General features: G+C 50.0%; 20 protein-coding genes and 1 pseudogene. 18 read left to right on the forward strand and 3 right to left on the reverse strand.

Features of this window, described 5'->3' with window-relative positions:
• The first annotated feature begins 248 nt into the window (after window positions 1–248).
• The 9 genes from ACHHV8_RS06630 to ACHHV8_RS06670 all read left to right on the forward strand — a co-directional run bounded on the left by ACHHV8_RS06630 (window position 249) and on the right by ACHHV8_RS06670 (window position 13643).
• Entirely contained in the window at window positions 249–1274 is a 1026-nt protein-coding gene (locus ACHHV8_RS06630; RefSeq protein ID WP_395157571.1) for an MFS transporter, read from the forward strand.
• The gene (locus ACHHV8_RS06635) at window positions 1157–1534 is read left to right on the forward strand and encodes an MFS transporter (protein ID WP_395157572.1); all 378 of its coding nucleotides are present in this window, start codon (window positions 1157–1159) and stop codon (window positions 1532–1534) included. Before ACHHV8_RS06630 ends, ACHHV8_RS06635 begins: the two co-directional genes overlap by 118 nt.
• Window positions 1535–2000: 466 nt before the next feature.
• Window positions 2001–3539, forward strand: a complete 1539-nt coding sequence (locus ACHHV8_RS06640) for an extracellular solute-binding protein (RefSeq protein WP_395157573.1) — start codon at window positions 2001–2003, stop codon at window positions 3537–3539.
• A 92-nt stretch (window positions 3540–3631) separates the two neighbouring features.
• The gene (locus ACHHV8_RS06645; RefSeq protein ID WP_395157574.1) at window positions 3632–5947 is read left to right on the forward strand and encodes a helix-turn-helix domain-containing protein; all 2316 of its coding nucleotides are present in this window, start codon (window positions 3632–3634) and stop codon (window positions 5945–5947) included.
• Between the two features lie 112 nt (window positions 5948–6059).
• Window positions 6060–7145: a mandelate racemase/muconate lactonizing enzyme family protein gene (locus tag ACHHV8_RS06650; RefSeq protein ID WP_395157575.1), complete on the forward strand. Its 1086-nt coding sequence runs from the start codon at window positions 6060–6062 to the stop codon at window positions 7143–7145.
• An 81-nt stretch (window positions 7146–7226) separates the two neighbouring features.
• Window positions 7227–8111, forward strand: coding sequence for an ABC transporter permease (locus tag ACHHV8_RS06655; protein WP_395163440.1), 885 nt, complete (start codon window positions 7227–7229; stop codon window positions 8109–8111).
• A gap of 13 nt (window positions 8112–8124) precedes the next feature.
• Window positions 8125–9003 (forward strand): carbohydrate ABC transporter permease, encoded by an 879-nt coding sequence (locus ACHHV8_RS06660; protein WP_395157576.1) that lies wholly within the window; start codon window positions 8125–8127, stop codon window positions 9001–9003.
• Between the two features lie 241 nt (window positions 9004–9244).
• Window positions 9245–13309 carry an ATP-binding protein gene (locus ACHHV8_RS06665; RefSeq protein WP_395157577.1) on the forward strand — a complete coding sequence of 1355 codons (4065 nt, stop codon included), beginning with the start codon at window positions 9245–9247 and terminating at the stop codon, window positions 13307–13309.
• A 31-nt stretch (window positions 13310–13340) separates the two neighbouring features.
• A complete protein-coding gene (locus tag ACHHV8_RS06670) occupies window positions 13341–13643 on the forward strand; it encodes a helix-turn-helix domain-containing protein (protein ID WP_395157578.1) in 303 nt (100 codons plus the stop codon).
• A gap of 221 nt (window positions 13644–13864) precedes the next feature.
• On the opposite strand, the gene ACHHV8_RS06675 is transcribed toward ACHHV8_RS06670, so the two are convergent.
• A complete protein-coding gene (locus ACHHV8_RS06675; RefSeq protein WP_395157579.1) occupies window positions 13865–14044 on the reverse strand; it encodes a carbon storage regulator in 180 nt (59 codons plus the stop codon).
• A 425-nt stretch (window positions 14045–14469) separates the two neighbouring features.
• Here ACHHV8_RS06675 and ACHHV8_RS06680 point away from each other — a divergent pair, with 425 nt between their 5' ends.
• The 3 genes and pseudogenes from ACHHV8_RS06680 to ACHHV8_RS06690 form a co-directional block, all read left to right on the forward strand.
• On the forward strand, window positions 14470–14649 hold the full coding sequence (locus ACHHV8_RS06680; protein WP_395157580.1) for a carbon storage regulator: 180 nt from the start codon (window positions 14470–14472) through the stop codon (window positions 14647–14649).
• Window positions 14650–14836: 187 nt separating this feature from the next.
• Window positions 14837–17104, forward strand: a complete 2268-nt coding sequence (locus ACHHV8_RS06685; RefSeq protein ID WP_395157581.1) for a flagellin N-terminal helical domain-containing protein — start codon at window positions 14837–14839, stop codon at window positions 17102–17104.
• 343 nt (window positions 17105–17447) lie between these two features.
• Window positions 17448–17561, forward strand: a pseudogene (locus ACHHV8_RS06690) (flagellin); the annotation flags it as partial.
• A 277-nt stretch (window positions 17562–17838) separates the two neighbouring features.
• Here the strand turns inward: ACHHV8_RS06690 and nfsA are convergent.
• Window positions 17839–18612, reverse strand: coding sequence for an oxygen-insensitive NADPH nitroreductase (gene nfsA, locus ACHHV8_RS06695; protein WP_395157582.1), 774 nt, complete (start codon window positions 18610–18612; stop codon window positions 17839–17841).
• 150 nt (window positions 18613–18762) lie between these two features.
• On the opposite strand from nfsA, the gene ACHHV8_RS06700 reads away from it, so the two are divergent.
• The 4 genes from ACHHV8_RS06700 (at window position 18763) to ACHHV8_RS06715 (ending at window position 20902) form a co-directional block, all read left to right on the forward strand.
• Window positions 18763–19023: a hypothetical protein gene (locus ACHHV8_RS06700; protein ID WP_395157583.1), complete on the forward strand. Its 261-nt coding sequence runs from the start codon at window positions 18763–18765 to the stop codon at window positions 19021–19023.
• Between the two features lie 23 nt (window positions 19024–19046).
• Window positions 19047–19316, forward strand: a complete 270-nt coding sequence (locus ACHHV8_RS06705) for a hypothetical protein (RefSeq protein ID WP_395157584.1) — start codon at window positions 19047–19049, stop codon at window positions 19314–19316.
• 145 nt (window positions 19317–19461) lie between these two features.
• The gene (sigK, locus tag ACHHV8_RS06710; protein WP_395157585.1) at window positions 19462–20163 is read left to right on the forward strand and encodes an RNA polymerase sporulation sigma factor SigK; all 702 of its coding nucleotides are present in this window, start codon (window positions 19462–19464) and stop codon (window positions 20161–20163) included.
• 64 nt (window positions 20164–20227) lie between these two features.
• A complete protein-coding gene (locus ACHHV8_RS06715) occupies window positions 20228–20902 on the forward strand; it encodes an ABC transporter ATP-binding protein (RefSeq protein WP_395157586.1) in 675 nt (224 codons plus the stop codon).
• 150 nt (window positions 20903–21052) lie between these two features.
• Here the strand turns inward: ACHHV8_RS06715 and ACHHV8_RS06720 are convergent, their stop codons facing one another.
• Complete coding sequence (locus ACHHV8_RS06720; protein ID WP_483874875.1) at window positions 21053–23029, reverse strand: glutaminase domain-containing protein; 1977 nt, start codon at window positions 23027–23029, stop codon at window positions 21053–21055.
• 87 nt (window positions 23030–23116) lie between these two features.
• Here ACHHV8_RS06720 and ACHHV8_RS06725 point away from each other — a divergent pair, with 87 nt between their 5' ends.
• Together ACHHV8_RS06725 and ACHHV8_RS06730 are read left to right on the forward strand one after the other, a co-directional pair.
• Complete coding sequence (locus ACHHV8_RS06725) at window positions 23117–23944, forward strand: AraC family transcriptional regulator (protein ID WP_395157588.1); 828 nt, start codon at window positions 23117–23119, stop codon at window positions 23942–23944.
• Window positions 23945–24354: 410 nt separating this feature from the next.
• Window positions 24355–25305 (forward strand): ABC transporter permease, encoded by a 951-nt coding sequence (locus tag ACHHV8_RS06730; protein ID WP_395157589.1) that lies wholly within the window; start codon window positions 24355–24357, stop codon window positions 25303–25305.
• Window position 25306 lies beyond the last annotated feature (1 nt).

Genomic DNA, 25306 nt, shown 5'->3' on the forward strand with positions numbered 1-25306 from the left:
CAGCTTGCTGAGCAGCTCAATAATCTGCTCGGTACTCCGGTGAGCCGGTGAGTGGCTCTTCTATAGCCGTTGTTGAAGCTTTTTCGACTTACCGAGAGAATATGGAAAAGCGGGATAGTCCATGTTTCAGAGCAGGTATATCCATGGTTTCTTATGTTCATTCGGAGTAATCTATCTATAGTCATTGAGCGGATAGTGCAATCTATGCATTCATCGTACATTATTACTAATAAGGAAGGTTACTCTGGATGGAAGCATGGAAACGCAATTTATTCATTTTATGGTTCGGCACGTTTTTTAGCTCGGCGGGGATTGGGATGATCATTCCGTTTCTGCCGCTGTATGTTCAGGAGCTGGGCATTCATGATGTGCAGCAGGCGGCGCTGTGGGCCGCAATGATTTTTGGCATCAATCATCTGATGATTGCGCTGGTTTCTCCTTTCTGGGGACGATTCTCCGATAAGTACGGGCAGAAGGTGATGATGGTCCGCGCAGGTCTCGGATCTGCCGTCATTATTGCTGCCATGGGGCTTGTCCATACGCCGCTCGAGCTGCTGCTGCTTCGGGGCGTTTTCGGGACGGTGGGTGGCGGCTTCGGTGTCAGCGCCGTCGCTTTGATGGCGATTGAGGCTCCGAAGGAACAAGTGGGGAAAGCGCTGGGTACGCTGCAGACCGGACAGGTTACGGGTCAGCTGCTGGGGCCTTTGCTGGGCGGGCTGCTCGCAGAGTGGCTCGGGATGCGCAACTCGTTTTTTTTCACGGGCTTTTTTATTTTCGTTGCCGGCCTTCTGGTCTGGCTCGGTGTCAGAGAGACGAGGAAGTATCCGAAATTCCGCTTTCAATGGCCGCACAAGCGGGAAGCGCTGGCTGTTGTAAGCAGCCAAGGCCAAGGCGGAGTTTCTGTCAAGCCTGAGAAAGCGGAGCTTAGAGCTGTCATCAAGGGCGCGCCGGTTATTATGACGCTGTTCGTTTCGACATTTCTGATTTCGATCAGCTTTCAAAGCATCAGCCCGATCATTACGTTATACGTGAAAAGTATGCATGTAGAGCATCATGTGGAGCTGATGGCCGGTCTGATTTTCGCTTCGAGCGCATTAGGCACGATGATTTCCGCGCCGATGCTGGGGCGAATCGGGGCCGTTACGGTCATCTGCCGGTGCTGCTGTGCAGTCTGCTGCTCATTTCCATACTATATATTCCGCAGGCCCGAATCACGGATCCGTGGATGCTCATGGGAGCCCGGTTCTTGTCCGGCCTGTGTGTGGGCGGCCTGATTCCGTCGATCAGCGCTCTGCTTCGCAGCTTGACGCCGACGGCGATCCAGGGGAGCGTCTTTTCCTATAATGCCAGCGCCAGCTCGCTCGGGAACGTTTCCGGTTCCTTGTTCGGCGGGGTCGTTGCAAGCCATATGGGAATCCCGGTCGTGTTCTATATTATTTCAGGCGTGTTTTTGCTTCATTTTATGATGCTGGCGTTTCAAGCCAAACGAATCCACCGGACGCAGCAAACCTCTCAGTCGGCTGTGAACGGTTAACGCAGCGTTCTTTTTCTTTCTATACAAGGCGGCAGCTATCTGCTGTCTGATTTGCAGCCCGGGCGGGTTTATCGTCCGGGCTTCTGCGCGTTTTCAGCTTAACAGCAAAATCGCAGAAGGCGTAACCTATCTGCCACGACAGGAAGCGAGAGCGGTCAGTACAGGCATGCGGCAGGATCGCACAAGGAAAAGGGCGTTTTTTGTCGAACTACTACAAACACAGGTCTGTCCTGAAGGAGGATGATCCCGAACTGCGGATTAGCCCTGCTGTATTGCGATTTACTTGGAAACGATGGGCCCGATGGATGACAATCCTTGATCTATCGCTGTTTTTGCGGTGCTGGTCAAGAAATGTCACTTACCTGCAGTCGGTATAGATCCTATAATAAACCCGAAAACGTTGTCTTGTCCGCTGTATTGGACTCCGGCAAGGTTGAAAAGAAGCAAAGAAAACAGGGAGGTTATTATGAAGGTTCTAACGACAAAAACGGTCAGCTTAACGATGCTGACAGCGCTTTCGCTGGGAGTGATGGCAGGCTGCAGCAGCGAGACCCAAAAACCGCAGGCAGGAAGCGCCCCAGCGGCCTCGGATTTGAAGGTGCAATTTATGGTTCCGTCCTATGCCGATATTCCGGATATGAAGGATGAATATTGGACTAAATTCCAAAAGGACAATAAAGTCCAATTGAACGTAGAATGGATTCCTTCAGGCGATTACGACACAAAGTTTGACCTGGTGCTGGCCTCAGGCAATATTCCGGAAGTCATTGTAGCTAACAGCATTACACGCCCGACGCTGCAAAATGCAGTGAAGCAGGGGGCTTTCTGGGATTTGACTCCGTTTCTCGGAGACTTCAGCAAATTCCCGAATTTAAAAAATAACAGCTATAAAGAAGTTTGGAACTATGTGAGAATGGACGGCAAAATATTCGGTATCCCGAGAAACCGGCCGCAGATTGACCTCAGCATTAAGATGAGAAAAGATTGGCTGGATAAATTCAATCTGCCTGTGCCGACCACGTTGGATGAATATACGGCGGCTATGAAAACGATCGTCAACGGCGATCCGGACGGCAACGGCAAGAAAGATACGGTTGGCTTGACGGGACAGAGCAACTCGGGCAGCTTTATTGCCGACAGCGACGGCAGCTTCCTGGCTGCTTTCGGCGGGCTGGATCCAATCTATAACAAGGACGGCGGGCTTGTTAATAAATTTTTGACACCGAATTACACGAGCATGGTCGATTATTTCCGCCAATTATATGCAGATGGTATTCTCGCCAAGGATTTCTCGGCGGTGAAGCAGACGCAGGCGGAGGAAATCTTCACCACAGGACGAGCCGCTTCTTATGGCCGGAATGTATGGCGGGACTACACCTTCGAACAGAGCATCAAGAAGGTGCAGCCGGATGCCCAAGTCATTTCGCTGCCTCCGATGAAAGGTCCTGGCGGTAACAGCGTTCAATTATCGGTTCCGTTCTCGGGCGCATTCTTTATCTCGAAGCAGGTACCAGAGGAGAAAGTCAAGCAGATCCTGGATTTCTTCGAAAGAACGACGACGATGGAGCAAACCGATTATAACTACTATGGCATTGAGGGTGTCGATTACACGATGGTTGACGGACAGCAACAGCTGACCGAGGTCGGCAAAAAGCAGGTCACTGCGAACGGTACAGGCGCCATCTTCCCGCTTGCCTATAACAACAAAATGAAAGTGATCAACCCTGCCGCGCCGAAGGCGTATAACGATGCCAAAGAAAAATCGGTGGAATCGTATGCGCAAGCAGGCAAAATCGATCCTTTCTCTATCATTAACTCGAACACGTGGATATCCATTTGGCCGAAATACCAATCCGAATGGCAGTCTATGGTGGTGAAAGCCATAGTCGGACAAATTTCAATGGATGAGTACAAAGCCTATATCGACAAGCTGAACGGGAATGCTGATTTCCAAACGGCCTACCAGGAGTTTGCGAAGGACTATAAAGAAAAGTTTCCTAAATAAACAGCAAGCGCTGCGGTCAGCGTGTCTTCAAATTAAAGATGCCGCTGTGCGCGCGGCTGTATGAACTAGAGCGTTAAAGACAGGGAGGACCTATGGCGAACTGGAGCGGCTTTCTGAAATACCTGGGCATCAAGCGGCAGACGAATCCGCGAAAATATTTATACAGACTGATCTGGCTCGGCTGCATTTCGGTATGTATCCCGGTTGTGCTGGCGAGTATGGTATATTACCAGATTTCGACGGACCGGATGGAGAAATATATTCAGACGGAAAGCGATTCGTCGCTAACTATCATGAAGGACCGCGCCGAGAGGGTTTTGCAGGAAATGGAACAGGAATCGCTCCAGTTAGCCAATGATCCTCTGATTCAGCAAGCATTGTCCGGCCCGCAGGACCCGTCCGGCATCTTGACGATAGACATATTGAAAAAGATCGCGCTTGTCAAAAATTTTAACAGCTTCATCAACGATATTTATTTGTACAACAGCACCGAGCATGTCGTTCTTTCCAACGAGTACGGTTCCATCGCACTGAACAATTATAAATATAAAGACAATATTGAGAAGCTGCTGGCCAGCAAGCGTCCGACCCAATGGACCCAGCTGAGCGGCCGCGAGGGGTATATTACCTTTGCCCGGCTGCTTCCGCTGATTGGAACGGGCGGTCACCAGGGTGTGCTGGGGTTTGAAATCGAAACCTCTATGCTCAGTAAATTCATGGAGACGGACACGGTGCTGCTGACAGGCGACCGCGAGCTGGTCGTTGTCAAGCTGAACGACCCTTTCGGGGTTGACCGCAAGCCGGGAGTCGATCTGACGGAGCAAACCGCCAAGCTGAAAGGGATTGCGATGATCAAAGCGTCGGACCAGGGCGCGGGATTTTTTGTTGCGGAAGGCATCGACGGGAAGCCGGCTCAATACCGGTTTGTCAAAAATGTGTTTTCCAGAACATATGTTTCCGTAATTCCGGAGCAGGTGATCACCGACCAATTGGGCTGGATCCGCAAGCTGATGGTGATGATCGTTACGGTGTTCGTTGCCGTCGGTATTCTCTTGACCTATTTTACCTCCAAAAAAGCTTATACTCCGATTGAGAAGCTGATTACCCACAGCCGATCTCTGCGTGTTGATGGAGTGGAGCAGAAGGAGGACGAGTTGGATATTATTAAGGAATCGCTCGATTATTTGAGCCGCGAGACGCAGAAGCTGGAGTCGTATATGCAGGATATCGAACCCTCGCTGCGCGAGAAGTTTCTTTTCCAGCTGTTGAGCGGCGATTATACGGCCAATCAGACGCTGATTCAGGATTGCGGGACGTATGGCGTGGAGGTGGACTGCACCTACGTTACGCTCATTGTCGACGCCGAAAATATATACAAGGAAAAGCGGTTTTTACCGGAGGAAAAAGGGATTGTCGCTTTCTCTCTTGCCAATGTTATGCAGGAGCTGCTAAGGAATCACGGGCTGAAGGGCTATGTCGTGCCGTATCAGGGACGAGGCGTGGCCATTCTGCAGTTCAAGCCCGACATGACGCAGCAGACGATGCGCAGCCTGACTTCGGATTATGTTCAAGCCATGATCGAGGCTTTTCATACCTACCTGTCCTTCGAGGTAACGGTAGGGGTCGGCAGATATTATCCGTATGTCGCCGACGTTCCGGTTTCCTACAAGGAGGCCGACCATGCGCTGCAGTACCGGCTGTTCCGCGATGCGGAGCCCGTGCTGTTTATCGACGATGTGGAGCATGGCAAAAAGCAGACTTTGCTGAGATATCCGGGCGAATGGGAAGCCGCCATTATGGAATCGCTTGAGCAGGAGGATATTGCGTCTGCGGTTCAGCATTTCAGGAAATTTACGGAGATGCTTCAGGGCTCGCAGTCGTATGTCTTCATTTACCAGAGCTATCATGTGTTTCTTTCTTCTTTTATCGTATCTCTGGAGAAGCAGGGCGCGAATGTGGTGGACATTATGGAGCATAACCTGTTCGGGCAGCTGAGAAGCAAGCAGACGTCCAAAGAGATGTGCGACTGGTTTGAAGAAACGCTGTTTCCGCTTTATTTGTGGCTGACGCGAAACGACCGGGAAGCGGCCGGAGATTCGGCTATCCAATGGATTTGCAAATATATAGTTGATAATTGCGGCAGCGATCTGTCCCTGGTGCACTGCGCCGAAAGGGTGGGCGTCAGCCCTTCTTATTTAAGCCGCCTGTTTAAGAAAAAGATGGGCAAGAACTTCCTGGAATATGTCGTGGAAACGAAAATTGCCGAAGCCAGACGGCTTCTCAAGGATACCGATCAAAGCATCAGCGAGGTTGCGGCCGCGATCGGCTATTCCGAGCGGAACTTTATCCGTGTCTTTCAGCGTCATACCCAGATGACTCCGGGGCATTTCAGGACACTGCACCGGTAGCTTGTCTGCCGATGGTGCATAGGCGGTGTATATGCCGATGCCATAGGGGCAGAAGCGTTCCTTTTAAGTGAAATCTATACCAATACATTTTACATTCGAATGGAGAATCAGGATGAAAATTAAAAGTATCGAGACCTTTACTACTCGCCAGCTTTCCGTTGTCCGTGTCACCTCCGAGGATGGACTGCAGGGATACGGGCAAATGGCTCCGTATCACGCCAATATTTCGGCGCTTGTTCTTCACCAGCAAGTCGCTCCCCACGCGCTGGGCGCCGATGCCAATGACATCGAGGCTTTGGTGGAGACGGTGGTCCGCGAGGAGCACAAATTTCCAGGCTCCTACATTTGCCGGGCCGTCGGCGGTCTGGATACCGCGCTGTGGGACTTAAAAGGGAAACGCGCGGGAAAAAGCGTCAGCGAGCTGCTGGGCGGACGTCCGGGCAAGGTGCCGGTGTACGGCTCGAGCATGAAGCGCAACATCACGCCGCAGGCCGAAGCGGAAAGAATTGCGCGCTTGAAGGAAACGCAAGGCTTCGAAGCGTTCAAAATCCGCATCGCCAATAACTTCGGCAATGACGTCGATGTGTACCCTGGCCGCTCGGAAGAAGTCGTGCGTGCGGTTCGTGCGGCGATTGGAGACGATACGCAGCTGTATGTGGACGCGAACAGCGGCCTTACGCCCGCCAAAGCGATCGAAATGGGCAAGATGCTGGCGCAGTACGGGGTTTGCCACTTTGAGGAGCCTTGCCCTTATATGGAGCTCGAATGGACGAAGCAGGTAGCGGATGCGCTGGATATTCCGGTAACCGGCGGGGAGCAGGATACCGATCTCGCTCAATTCAGACGCATGATTCAAATGCGCGCCGTAGATATCGTCCAGCCGGATATTTGCTATGTCGGCGGGATCAGCCGGGCGATGGAAGTAGCCCGAATGGCTGAAGCCGCAGGGATGACTTGCACGCCGCATGCGGCAAACCTGTCCATGCTGACCGTATTTACGCTGCATATGGTTACGGCTATTCCTAACGCCGGAAAATATATGGAATATACGATCGAAGAGGATGCTTGGACGAACGGGCTGTTCACAGAGCCGCTCCAGGTGATCGACGGGCAAGTGCAGGTTCCGCAAGGTCCGGGCTGGGGAATTACGGTTCGGCCGGAGTGGCTTGAGCAAGCGGACTATCAAATCAGCGAATAAACGGACGAGGTGCTTTTTATGGAGACAGCAATAAAAAGGCAGAGCGCTCAGGCCAAGGAGCGCACGCATCTGTGGCAGGCCATGCTGCAAAATAAATGGATGTACGTGCTGGCGCTGCCGGGCATCCTGTATTTTATTCTATTTAAATTCGTGCCCCTGTGGGGGCTTCTGATCGCCTTCAAGGAATACAACCCGTTTAAGGGGCTGTGGGGAAGCGAATGGATCGGATTTACCAATTTTACCGATTTGTTCTCCGATCCTGTATTTTACCTCATGCTTAGGAATACATTTGCAATCAATATTTTCGGGATCGTCTTTATGTTCCCGCTGCCGATCCTTCTGGCGCTGATGCTGAACGAAATCCGGCATGAGGTATTTAAACGGATTAATCAATCGATCGTTTATTTACCGCACTTTTTATCTTGGGTGGTTGTCGCCAGCATGACGTTCTTCATGCTTTCCACCGATGTGGGGCTTATTAATAAGCTGATCTCGGCTATGGGCTTCGAGACCGTGTCCTTCCTGTCGAACCCGAATTATTTCTGGGGGCTGCTCACCGCCCAAAGCATGTGGAAGGAAGTCGGCTGGGGAACGATCATTTTCCTGGCGGCCATGGCCGGCGTAGACCCGCAGCAGTATGAAGCGGCAGTCATTGACGGGGCGTCGAGGATGAAGCAGATCTGGCATGTCACGCTGCCGGCGATCCGCCCGACTATCATTATTTTGCTTATCCTGAGACTGGGTCATATGGCCGACGTAGGTTTCGAGCAAATTTTGTTGATGAATAATCCGCTCGTCACTTCGGTTTCGCAAGTATTCGATACGTATGCGTACACCGTAGGTATCCTGGGCGGCAAAATCAGCGTCGGCGTCACTGTCGGCATGTTCAAAGGCGTTGTCGGGCTTGTTCTCGTGGTGCTGTCCAACTATGTTGTGAAAAAGCTGGGTCAAGAGGGCATATACTAAGGAGGGAAATTCATTGAGTTACGTCGCAACCAAGAAGCTGACACTCTTCGACTATATTAATTACTCGCTGCTCGCCATTATTTCCATCGCCTGCGTGTTTCCGTTCATTTACGTGTTCAGCGTCTCCTTTACCGATCCTGAGGTTTATGTGCCGCTGCAATTTTATTTATTTCCCGAGAAATGGTCGTTGTCCGCGTACAAATATATTTTGTCGACCAACAGCTTCGTGAATGCATTGAAAAGCACGGTGTTCGTCACAGGGGTAGGTACTCTGATCAGTATCGTCATTTCGTTCGCTTTTGCTTACGTGCTGACTAAGAAGCATGTGCCCGGGCGCAATCTGATGCTGGGCGGCGTGGTATTCACGCTCGTGTTTAATGCCGGCATTCTGCCGAACTACTTGCTGATGAAAGAAATGAACCTGCTCAATTCGTACTGGTCCCTGATTTTATCCGGCTTGACCAATGCCTGGAGTCTGATCGTCATCAAGGGTTTCCTGGATTCGCTGCCTCCCGAGCTGGAGGACGCGGCGCGTATTGACGGCTGCTCCGACATCGGCGTCTTCTGGCGTATCGTCATTCCGCTGTCGATGCCGGCTATCGCCGCGTTCATCTTGTTCTTCGCGGTATCGTACTGGAATACTTACTTCAACGCTTTGATTTACTTGAGCGATGCGAAAAAGTGGACGCTGCAAGTGCTCGTCAAATCGCTGGTTATCGACTCGGATTCCAACGGCGTCGGAGCCTCCGGCGGCAGCGACGATCGGGTGCTGCCGCAGGAAACGATCCGGATGGCTTCGATTGTATTGGCTATGGTGCCGATTCTGATCGTATATCCGTTCCTGCAAAAGCATTTCGCCAAGGGCGTTATGCTGGGCTCGGTGAAGGGCTAATACGAGACGGTTGGATCGAGTTATATGCAGTAGTCGTGTTTGCCTATATTAGAAAAATCAGCCTGGCCATTAGGGTCAGGCTTGTTCTTTTATGGTCTCATAGACCTGTCTATATGGCCGGATAACCATATTTTGTTTGTTATTTGTAAGAGTTTTCTGATATATTTAGGTCTAAGTTACTAAATTCGGGAGCTAGCGATGCCGATATGTTCTGAGAGATACCAGAGGAGGCGTAGAAGCCTTGGCTAAGAGTAAAGAGATGACTCTGCATACGTTTATGCAAAAGAAACCATGCGATCTTGGTACTTTTGTGGTACTTGCTTTGACACTTGCAGAAATGCTAAGGAAGCTGCACCTTAGAGGTCTCTTACGTTATAATCTGCATCCTGAACGCATTACCATCCATCCGCCATCTGGCAGATTAACATTTCTGGCCGTACAACCGGATGCGCTGCCTGCGGATGAACGAGCTGCGGAACAGCAGGAGAAGGACCTGATTTCGGCGTTTGCGTACATTTCGCCGGAGCAGACGGGCCGTATGAGACGGAAAGTTGATTCTCGCAGCGACTTGTACGCTTTAGGGGTTCTTTTATACGAGCTGCTTACAGGCATTCTTCCTATGAAAGGCGGCACCGCTAATGAGTGGGTCCATGCCCATATGGCTTGGCTGCCCATTCCTCCCCGGACGATCAACCCCGACATCCCTCCGATTTTGAACGATCTTGTGTTAAAGCTGCTCTCTAAATCGCCGGAACATCGCTATCAAAGCGCATACGGTCTTCATTACGATTTGCGTAAATGCTCGGTTCAGCTGCAGGAGACAGGAATCGTGGAATCGTTTTCATTAGGCGAAGCGGATGAAATCGCCCGGTTTCAGCTTCCGGAGAAGCTCTACGACAGAGAACAAGAGGTGCAGGCGCTGCTGTCTGCTTATGAACGAAGCCGTTCGGGCTCTATGGAGCTCATGCTCGTCGGAGGCTATGCCGGGAGCGGCAAAACCGCGCTGATCAAATCCATTCATGTTTCCATGGTACATAACAGCGGCTATATGATCTCGGGCAAGTTTGACCAGCTTCGGCATTCCATTCCCTATGCTGCGTTAATCAGCGCCTTTCGGGATCTGGTTCGGCAGGTGCTGTCCGAGTCCGATACCCAGATTGTCCGCTGGAAGAAAAAGCTGCTGGCGGCCCTTGGTCCAAACGGGACGGTGATTGCCGAGGTGATTCCGGAGCTGACGTTGATTATAGGGAAGCAGGCGCCGGTAACAGAGCTGCCGCCGTCCGCATCGACCAGCCGATTCCAGACGCTTTTCAGCCGATTCATTAAGGTTTTTGCGGACAAGCGGCATCCGCTGACCCTCTTTCTGGATGATTTGCAATGGGCCGATCCTGAATCGTTTCAGCTGCTCCGTTCTTTGATCCATGATGCATCCAATCAATATGTTTTGATCATCTGCACCTACCGAAGCAATGAGCTCCGCGCGGGATCGGCGAATACGGAGGGATTGGACAGCTTGCTTGGAACGGGAGTCCGTATTCAATGGTTGACCGTCAAGCCGCTGGGGTACCGGCACGTTCTCCGGTATATTGAGGGTGTGCTTCATACCGAGCTGAATAGGATCAAGCCGCTGGCAGACGCTATTTACCGGAAAACAGCGGGGAATCCCTTTTATATCAGGCAAATGCTGCAATGCATTTATGACGAAAAGCTGCTCTATTTTCATTCGGACCGGATGAGCTGGGAGTGGGATATGACAGCGATCATGGAACGGGAAGGCTTTAAGGACGTCATCAGCCTGATTGAGGGAAGGTTTCATATGCTGCCTGAGACAACGCATCGGGTGCTGCGGTTGGCGGGCTGCATCGGCAATGCGTTCGATATTCGGATGCTGTCGCTGCTGTGTGAACAGACGATAGAGCATACGGAGAAGGATTTGCTGCCTGCATTAAACGAAGGTCTGGTTCTGGCTGAACAGGATACCTATCTATTCTTGCACGATCGTGTGCAGAAAGCAGCTTATGATCTCATACCGGATGAGGAGAAGGAGCGCGTCCATTTGCAAATCGGCCGTCTGCTGCTGGATTTCTTCGATACGGAAGCGACGGAGGAGCATCTCTTTGACGTTGTGCATCATTTGAATTTGGGCAGCGGCTTTATGACCGATCCGACGGAAATGGAGCAGTTGGCGCGGCTGAACCTGCAGGCGGGGAGAAAAGCCAAGGCCTCCGCGGCTTATGTCTGCGCTCTTCAGCTGTTGAAGAAGGGCGCTCAGTTAATTGAAGCCGAGGGCTGGTCCCGGAAGGACATGCTGTATTATCAGCTGCTGCTGGAAAGCTCGGAATGTGAATATTTTTGCGGATATTTCGACCAGGCGGAGGCTGTACTGGAGCGGCTGCTTCTGCATGTCACCCGGCTGGAGTACCGCGCCAAAGTCTATGTCGTACAGATTACGATGTACGCATTTCTTAAACGAGAGGACATCGCGGGTGAAATCGCCCTAAAGGCTATGGAGGAGTTTCATCTTATCATCCCGTCTAAACCTTCACGTCTGTCCATTGCCGCTGAGATTTTGCTTACCCAAGCATGGCTTGCCAAACATAGAAACCGCCAAGGCTTGATGCAGCCGTCCAGCAACGATCCGCTGCATCAAGCCTTGGCGGATATTGTCATGGCTGCGTCACCGATTTTATTTAACGTTAATTATGAGAAGGCTGCCATTGTATTTGCCAAATATGTGCGAATATCAGTGAAGCAGCGATATACCGAAGCGTTCGCCATTGCGCTTGGTTCTTATGCGATTACACTGGCTTACGGATTAAAAAGCTATCGAGCCGCTCTGCAATTGGCCGACCTGGCGCTGAAGTACTCTGAGCAGACAGCCAGTGGCCTCGTGAGGGGCAAGAATCTGATGATTTTGACGCTGATATCGCAATTTGTGCGTCCTCAGGAGCTGGGCCAATCGTTCCAGCAGGCGGGACAGCTAAGCCTGGAAGCGGGAGATCTGGTGTATGCTGGCTATGCGATTTCTTCACAGCTGATTACGGACAGTGAAGATCTGCGGCATTTGAATCAAGTATGTATAGCTTATAAGGAAAAGGCTTCGCGCGTTTTGGACGAATTAACGCTCAAGGTGCTGCATCAAACGATGCATTATGTTCATCGATTGCAGCATGGGGAGGAATCATATCACCAGAGTAATGAAAAAGAGCAGGCAGGTGAGGAGCGTCTGCTGCCGGAAGAAGCCCCGGATAATCAGTCCAAAGGAAATAGGTTCTACTATTACACCTGCAAGATTGAGATTTATTACCTCTACGGCCATTATTCAGAAGCAGCGGCATGCGCGGAGAAAACCAAGTCACTAGGGAGCAGCATATTACAGGCCGTCAAGCAGAGACACTGCTTCTATCATGCTCTTGCGCTCATGGCTCAATTATCTGGAGCCTCCGCTAAGGTGAGACGGCGTTTCCGTAGAATAGTAAAAACGTTATTGGCCCAGATGAAACAATGGGCCAAGTCCGTACCTGTTAGCACCATGGCCAAATATAAGCTGATGCAGGCGGAGCAGGCGCGATGGGAACAGGATCCGATGAAAGCAACTGCGTTGTATGATCAAGCGATTCAATGGGCGCAGCAAGCGGATAGTGCTCGTGATGAAGCGATTGCCAATGAATTGGCGGCGCAATGCTATTTTTCACTAGGCAAACAGAAAGTGGCGGAGGCTTATCTCGAGGAAGCCTGCATGGCTTACTTCCGTTGGGGTGCGACGGGCAAGCTTCGTCAACTGCAGGAGCGTTATCCTGCACTCAAGCAGCTTTCCTTCGCAGAGCAGGCAGCAGCCGAGGAGATTCCCGTTCACACAGAAGGGAAACGGGCTGCACAGGGTGGAATGAGCAGAGGGCTCAATAAAGTGTGGGACATGGACATGCTCAGGCAGGCTGCGAAGATGGAGTCCATGGACGGGGCGGAGGAATCGGGGCTGCCGGGGAGCTTTCTGGAGCTGGCCGTTGGCAATGCCGGCGCCGAGAGAGGCTTTCTCTTGCTGGAGAAGAAAGGGGAGCTGGTTGTAGAGGCGAAGAAGGATATCAATCGGAGGCAGATGGGGCCAGGCTGTAACGAACAGCTTTATTCCGCAGCGGTGGTCCAATTCGTCCTGCGAACCGGGGAAGCCGTCGTCCTCGGCGAAGCGCATCAAAGCCTGTTCGCTGCGGACCCTTACATTCGCCGGAATCGGCCCTTATCGATTCTATGCCTGCCCATTCGGTACCCTGATCAGCGGACGGCGTCCTGTACCTGGAAAATAATTTAGTGGCCGACGCCTTTTCGGGGGCCGGTTGGAAGTGCTGGAAATTGCCTTCTCCCGCATGGTTTATTTAAAGCAGCGCCAATCGCCGGACCGTGCCGGTGAAGCTGATTATATCGGAGGAACTTCGATGCCTGCGCTGATCGAACCGCTTACCCATCGCGAGAAGGATATCCTTCGTCTTATTGCCGACGGGCTCTCCAACAAGGAAATTGCCTCCCGCTTGACAATCACGGAGGGGACTGTCAAAATCCATGCCTTCAATATCTATGGAAAGCTGCAGGTGAATAGACGAGTACAGGCGGTCTCCAGAGCCAAGGAGCTGCAGCTTCTGGATTAATACGAGGGAATTGACGACCGGTCAATCGGTGAGCGGTAAGCCGGCGGGAACAGCCGTTGTTGACATAGCTGTGCTATGAAGACACAGCCGGTGGTTGACATGGGATGCTTGGAGGTCCGGCGGCTTGGCCGGCGGCGAGTCTTTTGAAAAACCGTTTGCCGCTGACCCCCGTCTCTCGGTTGATCGTGCCTGATCCTTTTAGAGGATGCCATGCTTCAACGTCATCTCGATAAGGCTGCTTTCTCTTTGTTCTGATCAAGCAATTCCCCTCGAATGATCTGTATATCGTGCGGCGCATCGATGGCCAGACGCAAATGCCCATCTTCGCTTTTGAGCACCTTGACCATAATCTGTTCATTAATAACGATGTATTCTCCCGGTTTTCTTCCCAGCACCAGCATCTATCGTATTCCTCCTTAGGCTTCGGTTTATGAGCTTCACACTACACTGTCCGACCGGATAAGTAACCTAACGAAAGTTATAGCAGGAAAAAATAATATCGAAATCGGCTTTTGGCGAAAATTTTCTAAAACAGCTATTAACAATAAGAATCATGCTGCCGATATAAATAGTAAGCAAATATACTTTGAACACTCAAGGACGAGTGAATAGGCGCGGGCTTCAGGACGAAGCTGCCAGTACCCCTGCCTATTTACTCGTCTTTTTTGTTTTCGGGCGGTTCCGCCCGTTTATCGATGTACAAGTGGATATTGGAAAATCGTATGGCTCATGGATGAGCAAACAGGTCGCTGTTCTTTCTTCAGGACGAAGAGGAGGCATCGGCCGTTTGCTCATCTTTTTTATTTCTTGAAGGGAGAGATGCGGAATGTTGGTGCTTGGCAGAAAACCAGGAGAATATGTAATCATTGATGGTCAAATTATGGTAAAAGTTGTTAAAAGTGATGAGGGTCATCTTCGGCTGGCGATTGATGCACCGAAGCATATTTCGATCGTTCGCGGGGAACTGTTCGAAGAGAACGAACAAACGAATAAGCTATCGTCGTAGCAGAAAAACCGTCTTCGTCCACTAAGGGACTAGTGGATGCAATCAGGGACGACACGCACATGAACTTGCAGTCTTGTGCTCAGGATTAGCGCGCAGTCCGGCAGCGGCATGCAAGGGAAAATGTACGGCATGTACAAAGGATGCAAACGGATGTGCATTCTAAAACCATCACACGGAGGTAGTAGCAATGATCATTAACCACAACGTAACGGCTTTGAACACGTATCGCCAGTTGTCCACGAACAGCACGAACCAATCCAAAAATATTGAGAAGCTGTCTTCCGGTCTTCGTATCAATCGTGCAGGCGATGATGCAGCCGGTCTCGCGATCTCCGAGAAAATGCGCTCGCAAATTCGCGGATTGGACCAAGCGGGCCGTAACTCGCAGGATGCCATCTCGCTGATTCAAACGGCGGAAGGCGCACTGAATGAAACTCATAGCATCCTTCAGCGTATGCGTGAGCTTGCCGTACAGTCTTCCAATGATACGAATACATCGGACGACCGCGTTGAGATACAAAAGGAAATCAGTCAATTAACTTCAGAAATTAACCGTATTGGTAACACTACGGAGTTCAATACCAAAAAACTGTTAAACGGTGAGCTGGATTATTCCGCAGCTACTTCCGGTGCAACCAATGGTAATGTGGCTGTCAGCGCATCCACGATCATTACGAATGCGGCTACGGCGGGTTATGCTACGGGCGGGGCCTACGGAGGCGGAGGCTCTACCAATTCCAAAGCTTCTGCGGCTACGGCGACAGGCACCGTGGATACAAGCGCGCTTACCGTTGCTGCAACGAATGATGAATTAACGCTGAAAGTTGACGGGACGGAATATACCCTGAATATCACGACTGGTGCCGCAGCTGGACAAGCGACATTGGATAACATTAATGCAGCTTTGGCCACAGCAGGTGCGACGGCGTCGGTAGATAGCACGACAGGAAAGCTTACGATTAAATCCGACACATTGGGCAGCGGGGGTTCCGTAGAGATCCTTGGCGGTAACTTTGCAAGCACGTTCATGTACGATTCCGCTTCAGAGACGCTCGGCGATATTACTCATACGGAAGGCAAGGATGTTGGAGACGTATGGATTCACAGCGATACGGCTTCTGAAGTTACAGGCGGTCTGTCCTTTACGGACGGCGCAACCGGAACACTTGACGGCGCGAACCAAGTCGTTGTTGACGCTGCTGCAGGTATGAACGAATTGACGGTTACCATTGACGGCGTACAAAAAACGCTTACATTGGCGACGAAAACCTACGATGGTACGACTGCAGGCAGCCAAGCGAAGGATTTGTTAACGGACTTGAACGCTGCATTAAATACGGCGTACGGTTCCGCAGCCGGTAAGTTCACCCTGGATTCCGGCAATAAGCTGGTGCTGACTTCCGCAACTACCGGTACGACAAGCGACGTGACGGTTGATGGCGGCGGCTTGGCTGACAAGCTGTTCGGCGCTGCATCCACCCGTGTTACACAAGAGCGTCTGGCGGCTAACAACCAAATGACCGTGGATGTTGACGGCACATCGGCAACGGTCAATTTGGCCGACAAGGTTTATCAGGATCTGGATGATTTTGTTACATCCAATGCGGCTGCATTTACCGCAGCGGGCGTGACGGCAACCAATGACGGCGGTAAGCTGAAGCTGACCAGCAATACCAGCGGAGTGGACAGCTCCGTAACCAATGTTACAGATAGCGATGCAACGCGTCAGCTGGGCTTGGTACAATCCGACGGTTCAGCTCTCGGAGCCGGTAATTTTGTAGACGGTGCGAACGGGAATACCACTCTTTCGCTCACAGTAGACGGAGAATCGGTTGATGCCGTCATTCAAGAGGGGAATTATACCGATCGTTCGCTGCTTGCCGCAGCGGTTCAAAGCGCGATTAACAATGCAACGACGACAGCCAAAGACGTTAACGTCTCGGTCAACGAGAATAACGAGCTGGTCATCACAAGCGGCAGCACAGGCACGACTTCGGGGGTTACCATTAATACGCATGCGACCAAGGATGCGGCAGGTATTCTCGGATTGACCGCTAACACGGCAACAACAGGTAAAGCCGAGGAAAACAGCGAGTTAACTTTCCAAATCGGCGCGAACCAGAATCAGTCTATGGCGCTGAGCGTAAGCGATATGCGTGCGAATTCTCTGGGACTTACAGGCACAGGGACCGGCTTCTCCAGCGGAGACAACGTAACGAACGGTACCAACAATGTTGAGAACGAAAAAGCTCTGGACGTGACAACAAGCGCAGGCGCTTCAAATGCAATTACTGTCATTGATGCGGCGATTTCCAAGGTTTCTAGCGAACGTTCTAAATTAGGGGCAAGTCAAAACCGTTTGGAACACACCATTAACAACCTGGGAACATCCTCTGAAAATCTGACTGCGGCCGAATCCCGGATCCGCGACGTAGATTATGCTTCAGCCGCTTAAGAGGCAGCAAGCACAGTCGTCCTGACTGGTAACGGTCAGTGATCATGATCGGGTGAATTGCTGGAAACCCCTTAAGCTACCCGCCCCACAACGCAGCTGGAAACGGCAGACGTGACGGGTCGAAAAGCGGGAAGATTGGGCAATCAGCAGCCAAGCTCCTGTCTCGAAAGAGTGGAGAAGGTTCAACGACTAAGATATACCGCCTTAGGTGCAAGCGATGGCGATGAAATCTGTAGGAAACGAACAGCGTGAGAAGCGTTCGTTCCGAAGTGCCCGGCCCCTAGCAGGTCAAGCTGAGGGTGAAGATATAGTCTGGTCAATCATGAAAGTGATTGTTCGCACGATGGCGAAAGAAATGATGGAGCAAACCAAGAACTCCATTCTCGCACAAGCAGCGCAAGCGATGCTGGCTCAAGCCAACCAACAGCCGCAAGGCGTGCTTCAATTGCTGCGTTAATATCAAGTTACAAAGGAGAGAGGTTGGCCCAATAGTGACTAACCAATTAAGATAAAAATTTTAAACACCGGGGAACTAAGCGGTCTATTCTCGCTTAGTTCCCCGGTGTTTTTGCATCCATAGCTGACTTCTTGAGCAGATTAAGGGTGAGGGCCAACCAACGACCTCCAGACTAACAAAACTTACTTTGGATTAGTCTCGTCGTTTGACAATTATTACAACTATTACTGGTACCGGTGGAATCTGACAAAGATGAGAAACGGCGGCCAGGTCCTTCTCAATTCACGCTCATGCCCTTGCCATGCAAGTAGTCGGTCATTTCGGTAAGAGGATGCTTCATTTTCAGCCTCTCGATGTGTCGACGCGACCAGCTGTCCTGGCGGTTGTTCTCGCTGCGAGTCTGATAATATTGGCTGATCTCGCGGTCGTAAGACTCGATGCGTTCCCGCTGCTCTGCTTCGGGGGCATAGCGGTTCTCGAAGTAGACTGCATCGAGCGGAAGACGCGGCTTTACTTCCGGCTGCTGATCCGGCACGCCGACGGCGATGCCGAACAGGGGGATGACATATTCGGGCAGGCCGAGCATTTCGTCAAGCCGCCGGATGTCCCTCCTGACCGAGCCCATAATTACAGTACCCAGCCCGAGCGACTCGGCGGCAAGTACGGCATTCTGAGCGGCGAGCGCAGCATCGACAATAGCGATTTGGCAGAAAGCGGAGCTTTCCAGCGTCGCTTCCATATCCTGCTTCTCTTGTTCCGTAGCCATGATAGTGAGGCGCTGAAGATCGGCGCAAAAGATCAACAGATGCCCGTTCTCTTCGACATAAGGCGTATTCGTAATTTCCCTCAGCTCGCGTTTTAAGGCGGGATCGGTAAGGCCAATAATCGAATAAGCTTGCATAAAGCTGGACGAAGCGGCCATTTGGGCGGCTCGAACAATCGTTTCGATCTGCGCGGGCTTTAAGAGCTCATCCTTGAATTTGCGTATCGAACGGTGATTCATGATGGTGGACAATACTTCGTTTGGCGTATTACTGGACGGTATATTCATGAGATCCACTCCTTTATCATTTTTTTGTTTCCTGGAAACAATATAACTTACGAAAACGTTTATGTCAATAATGTTTCTTGGAAACAATTTTTACATACTGTATTGGACTTGCTATAATGAAAATAACCAAAGATGAAGGTGGCGTTAATAATGAATCAGCCCCATGATGAACAGCTTTATCAAGATGTGTTCGAGGCGTTCAGGCAGTTCGCTATTAAAATACAGCAGGAGGACGACGAGGAGGGGGCCTGGCTCCTTTCCCAGTGCCCGGATTTGCAGCTGCAGACGGTTTTGAAGGAAATGACCCTGATGATGCTTCATGTGTTGGACGGGATCGGGAAGCTGGGACGGGCGAACGGCAGCGCGTTGTCCAGCACATTCGGTTTTCCGAAGGGACCGTATCCAAAGTAACCAAGCGCCTTGCTGCGCACGACTTGATCGTGATTGAAACGATTCCCGGGAATAAGAAGGAGCTGTACTTCAGTATGACGCCGAAAGGCGAAACGATCTATAAGCTTCATGAGCGGCTTGACGAGCGTATTAAGTCGGGCGCGATTCGTTTTATGGCGGAGTATACGCAAGAGCAGCTGATGTTTGTAAAGGATTTCATACAAAAGCTGACTTCCATCTCGTTTGTCCAGCTGGGTGAAGAGAATGAGAAGTCTGCAGCGACGAAAGCGAAGGCTGCAAGGCCCGATGCCTGAATGTTTTATAAAACTTCAGGAGTTCGGAAGAAAAGTCATCGTCCAAAGAAGTACCCGCAGAGCTGTGTTTATTTGAAACGTACAGGCACGTATAGGCCCTAGCCCACATAAAATGTTACTAATCTCATCGTGGGGGTGGCTCAACGTGCCTGGATTTTTCTCAGCTATAGCTTTATTTATTAAAGAATTAATGCTGTTGGTTTCCTATGTTAAAAATAACGCTTTTCCCCAGCCGCTGTCTGAGTCGGAAGAAGATAAGCATCTTCGATTAATGGCCGAGGGCAACCAGCATTCGAGAAATTTACTTATTGAGCATAATTTACGGCTAGTCGCTCACATCGTAAAAAAATTCGACAATACCGGTGAAGACCTAGAGGATCTGATCTCTATCGGAACGATCGGACTGATTAAAGCGATTGAATCGTTCAGTCCGGATAAAGGGACCAAGCTGGCTACATTCGCCGCGCGATGCATTGAGAACGAAATATTAATGCATCTGCGTTCCCTCAAAAAGACACGCAAGGATGTCTCCCTGCATGACCCGATCGGAACGGACAAGGAGGGAAATGAGATCACATTGATTGATATTCTCGGTACGGAAGCCGACGATGTCGTGGATAAGGTGCAGTTGAAAATCGAGAAATCGAAAATATATAAGAACCTGGATATATTGGACGACCGTGAGAAGGAAGTTGTCGTGGGCCGCTTCGGGCTCGAGCATGGCGGGGAAGAGCGGACGCAGCGGGAGATTGCGAAGGAGCTGGGGATCAGCCGCAGCTATGTGTCGCGGATCGAGAAGCGGGCGCTGATGAAGCTGTATCATGAGTTTTATAAGGCGAAGCGGTAAGGCCGGTAAGGTTGATAAGTCGCATACTTCATTTATTTGGGATCAAGTAATGGAGGCGCAGGGAATGACCTTAATCCAGATCGAGCATGTGAGTAAGAACTATGTGATGGGCGGGGAAATGATTCGGGCATTGGATGATATATCGTTAGAGATTGACTATGGCGAGTTTGTGGCGATTATGGGGCCATCGGGGTCGGGCAAGTCGACGTTGATGAATATTATTGGCTGCTTAGATATTGCCGATCATGGAGACTACGTGTTGGATGGGAAGGCAATTCATCAGCTGAAGGATGCCCAGTTGGCCGAAATAAGGAATCGGAAGATTGGATTTGTTTTTCAGAGCTTTAACTTGCTGCCACGGCTTAATGCGTATGAGAATGTGGAGTTGCCGCTCATTTATCGCGGTATGAGCAGGCGTGAAAGGGAGCCGCTTGTCATGCAGGCTTTGGAAGCGGTCGATTTAGGAGAGCGCAAGCGACACCTGCCTTCAGAGCTTTCCGGCGGGCAGCAGCAGCGGGTTGCGATTGCCCGGACGCTGGCTGGCGATCCGTCAATTATTTTGGCGGATGAGCCGACAGGAGCACTGGATTCGAAGACGGGTGTGGAGATTTTGGACATTTTTAAGAGATTGAATGAGCAGGGCAGGACGATTGTTTTGATTACGCATGATCTGGCGATTGCGCAGCAGGCGAAGCGGGTAGTGCATTTTCGGGATGGCCGGCTCTTTGAGGCTGGATAGGTGGATGTTAGCACCCGGGCTCGGATGGCTAAACTCAAGGAGATCCATTTAGACTGGCCCTAGAAACGCTGTTACGTGAAAAGCACGCCCCCCCCATTGGATTGCGGAAATCAGTGGGAGGCGTGCTTTTTTGTCAACAATGAACGTTATTCACTTTCGCAAGCATTCAATTCCTTTGTCCATAAGCAATTTAATGAATAGCCCGCCCTGAACGGATCGGTTTTGGAAGCTTTCTATTTTTGCGGTGGTCGTTGAATAAAAATCCGTCATCGGAACCCGGCTTTCCGACTCATTATAAGCAACCCACAGGCGGTCCACGAGGGTCGTGAAATCTTCCTTGTTGTCACAAAGCGCAGCGCTCCACACCAGCCAATCCGATTTGGTGTAGGTATTGCGATTATCCAGCATGAGGCCGTAAGGACCGGAATGCTTCTCGATATAGGCTTTCGTCTCTGCCTTGAAAGTATCTTTAGGGAATAAATTCAGACTGAAAATTTGATCCCATACCGCATTGTATTTCATACTAAAGGAGCCGGGACGGTCAAAGGCCAGACGGAAGGTACCATCCTCATTTGCGGCCATCATCAGCCATTTCTCAACCATGGACCCGGCAATTTTCATCAGTTCTTCTGCTTTGTCCTCGTTTCCGGCTAAGCGGTTCAGAAGAGAGAAGCTGGCGATCCCCATCATCGCTTTAATCGACAAATTGCAGTTATGGGCCAGATGCCCCGCGAAATCGTCCGTGCATAACTGGTTATCCGGGTCTACTCCGTTAGCGATGAGGTAATTACACCATTTGTCGAGGTGGCTCCAATGCTCCTGAGCGAACGAAATGTCATTTTCCGCAAGCGCAACTGCCGCGCAGCAGATCAGCATATTTCCGCATTCTTCTACGGGCATCTGCCAAGTCGGGCATGTCCCGCTGCTATATACCTGTCCGTTAAGGAGAGGATAGGTCCCGACATCGTGGGGAGCAAAATCGTAATGCCAAACCTCCATGGCGGCATATTTGAAAATCGGTCTTAGCATCCCTTTGACAAGCTCCGGGTTATAAAGCAAAAATTGAGGGATGGAAGGGTAGGTCACGTCGACCGTCGCGGCACACCCGTTACTGAAATTTTCCTTAGAAATAAACAACACGTCTCCATTGGCATCCACGCAAACTTTATGCGCAGCAACAGCTTGCCGGTAGGCAAGGGATAACAGATCCGCATATTTTTCATTGCCTGATTCCTTGGCATCCTGATACAGCCTGGATGAGAACAGCTCGCATTTCCTGGCAAGATGATCGTACTCGTCCAGAGCTTGCTGGATCGCTTCCTCGATGGTTTGGCCGTCTTTTTTCCAATAAGCATTCAGCGGCTCGTGAAAATATTCAATCGCCTTGATATCGTCATAAGCGACGGCAAATAGTCCCTCCGCATTGTGTTCCGTATCTAATGAGATCGACAGCGCCATCGTATGGTTCAAGGTGCCGTATGTATTCGTCCCGGTTGAAGCCTTTAGCACGGAATGCTTGTGGCTTGAAGCGAGGTAAAGGTATCCCCAATTAATCCTGCGATCATCCCCCGCTGCGCTTAACACTCTCTGGATCTTGCTGCCAACCCTGCCGCAGGCAAAGCCCGGCCGGCTAAGATCGGCATATTCGGTCGGAAACTCGTATTTCAAATTTTGGCATAACTCGTCGTCCACTGTAATGGTAATCGTCACACTATGGTTACGCCCGTCATGGCTCCAGGCTTTCGTATGAATATAAGATACGGGTCTGGACAACAGTTTCAAATCATCCATCAGAAGAGGAGTCGTGAAGGTAACCTCTAAATGAATTTCATCACATATAAAACGATAGGTGGTTGAGAGTGCAGTGATGTCCAGACTAATTTGTTCCATTTTCAGAATGTTTGGCGTATCGCCCATAAAAAGATACTCTTTGCCATCTACCGAAGCCGTTCCGGTCATCCGATGAGGTTTGCCCGTCCAATGCTTGGTGTCCGAATCATTCAGACGGTCGGCCATCGACCAAACGGAAAAATAAGGATCTACCGTAATTAGTGGAACAGCTGGAGCCCGCAAATTCATTTCAATTCCTCCTGTTTTCGTCCTGGATAAGGATAAGGTATGATGCAAAACAAATGTACTGCCTATAGTTTAATTTATCACTTTATTGGGGTTATAATAATAGGAAATGTAATTGAAAATGTGAGGATTATAATCATGCGGGAAGAAGTATATAATTTTTGGCATATGTGTGATTCCAGGTTTCCACTGAATGTTGTCATGTCGGGCATCTCTTATTGCGACAAAAATTACCGGATTGAGCGGCATGGACAGAACCTGTTTTCGTTCGAATACATCATGGACGGCAGCGGCGTTCTGGAGATTAACTCCCAAACCGTGTATCCTCACAAAAATGACGTCTATATTTTGACCCGAGACAGCGATCATATTTATTATTCCAGTGAAGATCATCCTTGGACTAAAATCTGGGTTGTTTTTTACGGGGAGTTTGCCGAGTATTTGTTTAAGCAATATTTACCTGCAGATACGTATATCGTAAAAGACTGCAGCATTCTTTCTTATATGAATGAAATCATCAATATCACGTCCGCCAGCAATAAGAGTTATTCCGAAATGGTCGATGAAGTCTCGGTGATGCTGTTGAAGATCGTTCTGCATTTGAAGAACCATTTGGAGCATAAAGTGCTCTCCGCTGCGGCGCAGATCAAATTATGCCTGGACGTTAACATTGAAAACCGGCTGGACCTGGACGATGTTGGCATCCAGCTTGGATATTCGAAAAATTATATCATCAAGCTGTTTCGGGAAACGTACGGGATCACGCCTTATGCTTATTTCCGCAAACATAAAATCGAGCTGGCCAAGCATTATTTGCTGAATACGCATCTCACCATCAACGAAATTTCCACCAAGCTGCACTTTGCGGACCAACATTATTTTTCTTCAACTTTTAGCGACATTGTCGGCCTATCGCCGTCCCATTACCGGAAAGGAAAAAATAACATTGGAGGGGAAGGTAATTAATCCGAGTTCAACGGGAGGCTGCCGAGAAAGCCGCACGAGGTGAACCATGCGTACCAACGCAGCGGCTGGAGGAAGATACCCCACCGGAGTATCACACATATTCAGGGTTTCTCGACAAGCTCAGGCTGCCGGCACGATCGGCAGTCTTTTTCTTAACATGATAGAATTTATAAATTTTCGGGTGCCCCGCAAAGTACCTGAGTCCGCCTCGAAGCATACGCCCCACTTTGTGGGGTTTTCTTGTGATTGGCAAATATAAAATTATTACAAAAATAATTTATAAAATTACATTTTAATAAAAAGTCATGAGAGTATAATTCTTTGCATGAGATCTCTTTACAAGATTGGTACTCAAATGATTTCGCAGGAGGTTATGTTCGTTACACATTAGGAGGAGAGGAACGATACAAATGAAAGCGGTTTTAGAAAACTATAGAGAGAATACGCAATTAAAGAAAAAGAACCGTATTCTGCATAGTTTAAAAAGAGATTCACTCTTATACCTGCTGTTACTGCTGCCGATGGCGTATATTCTTATTTTTAAATATGCCCCTATCTATGGCGTGCTGATGGCTTTTCAGGATTATAACATTTTCGAGGGAATCAGCGGCAGTGAGTGGGTTGGGCTTGATGTCTTCAAATTCATTTTCGAACAAAATAGTTTTTACCGTGCGCTTACCAATACGCTTGTGTTGAACCTTCTGGATTTGGTAGCGGGGTTCCCTGCACCGATCATCCTGGCCATATTGTTGAGTGAAATCCCGTATGTCCGATTTAAAAAAGTGACCCAAACCATTTTATATTTACCGCACTTCTTATCCTGGGTCATCATTGGCGGTATGGTCTATCTGCTATTCTCATCAGGCGGTATGGCGAATACGGTCTTATCCAGTATCGGGATTGGTAAAATTGAGTTTCTTTCTCAGAAAACAAATTGGTTGATTATGTATGTGGCTATCGGGATATGGCAGAGCGTGGGATGGGGAACCATTATTTATTTGGCTTCCATCATTAGCATCAATAAGGAGTTATATGAGGCGGCAGATATCGATGGATGCAGCAGGCTTCGTAAAATATGGCATATTACTTTGCCTGGGATTAAGCCTACGATTATTATTTTGCTGATTTTACAAATAGGCAGGATGCTCTCGATCGGGTTTGACCGGCCATTTGTGATGGGGAATTCACTGGTCAATGAATACTCCGATGTCATCAGTACCTATGTGTATCGGATTGGCATTGGGTCCGGCGATTTCTCGCAGGCAACCGCCGTTGGATTGTTTCAATCGGTTGTAGGGTTAATCTTGTTAGTGGCAGCCAATTATATTTCCAAAAAAATGGGTGAGCAGGGAATTTGGTAAG

The organism is Paenibacillus sp. TAB_01 (assembly GCF_043945595.1).
GTDB lineage: Bacteria > Bacillota > Bacilli > Paenibacillales > NBRC-103111 > Paenibacillus_S.